Below are 1,168 nucleotides of genomic sequence, written 5' to 3'. Positions count from 1 at the left end.
ACCATGACCAAGGACTGGGCCGCGACCCAGCGCCATGTCCGGGACGTGGCACGGCGGCAGGAGCCCTTCACTGTGACCATCGCAGGGACCGGGTCTTTCCGGCCGGTGTCCCCGGTGGTCTTCCTGAACGTAGAGGACGGCTTCGGGGACTGCGTGAACCTGCACCGCCAGCTGCAGTCCGGCCCCCTGGAGCGGGAACTGCCGTTCGGCTACCACCCGCACGTCACCGTGGCCCACGATGTTGCCCCGGAAAGCCTCGACGAGGCCGAAACGGTCCTGAAGGATTACAGGGCCACGTTTCCTGTGGCTAGCATGGGACTTTACGAGCACGATGACAACGGCATCTGGCAGCTACGGGAAGAGCTTGATTTTGGGACCAAACCTGACCACGACAGAGGCCCGGACGGCACCGCAGGCGCCCGATAAGCCGCCGCTCCCCACCGATCTGGCCGGGCTGAAACTGGAAGTCATCCGCAAGAGGGTCGAATGGGGCCGGACCCGGCGCTCCGGCGGCGGCATGGTCGCGTCCCTGATCGCGATGATGAACTGGCTCCTGGCCCGGCTGAACATGCTGCTGCCCCTGCGCGCATACTCGCACTACCTGCGTCAGCGTGGCCCGCTGTTGAGTGCCGGCATCGGCTTCCGGATGTTTTTCTCCATCACGGGCCTGTTGGCCACTGGCTTGTCCTTGGCGGGCCTCGTGCTCAGCGACCACCCGGCCCTGCTGGACCAGGTCATCAGGAGTGTGGCCGCCGCCGCGCCGGGCCTGTTGCAGGTCGACGGCAGCGAGGGGCTGGTTGACCCCTATGCACTGCTGAACCCCACCAGCCTGGGTTGGGCCGCCGGGATCGCCGCCGTGGTGACGGTGTTCACGTCCCTGGGCTGGATCAGCGGCATCCGCGACGGTATGCGGAGCATGATGCAGCTCGGCCCTTTGGTGATGAATCCGATCCTGCAGATACTCAAGGACGTCGGCACGCTGCTGCTGATGGGGCTGGCCCTGATAGTCAGCTCCGCCGCCTCGCTGATCTTCGGCACGGCCGCCGGATGGGTTACCGAGCAGCTGGGCCTCGAACCGATAGTTGCCGGGCCGCTGACGACCTCCGTCACGATCCTCGTCCCGCTGCTGCTCGGCTGGGGCACCGCCGTGATCATGTACCGGGTGGCC

The 1,168-nt window shown here is 66.6% G+C and carries 2 protein-coding genes; both read left to right on the top strand.

What is annotated here, in order from left to right; translation table 11 throughout:
- Window positions 1-426 (top strand): 2'-5' RNA ligase family protein (locus LQV45_RS34230; protein WP_230012312.1); only part of this gene is annotated, 426 nt, incomplete at its 5' end.
- Window positions 371-1,168 (top strand): YhjD/YihY/BrkB family envelope integrity protein (locus tag LQV45_RS34225; protein ID WP_230012313.1); only part of this gene is annotated, 798 nt, incomplete at its 3' end. The genes LQV45_RS34230 and LQV45_RS34225, both read left to right, overlap by 56 nt.

The sequence above is a fragment of the Microbacterium sp. Bi128 genome (assembly GCF_918698205.1).
Note: the sequence above shows the minus strand (reverse complement) of the source record. Positions and strands in the feature narration are given on the sequence as shown.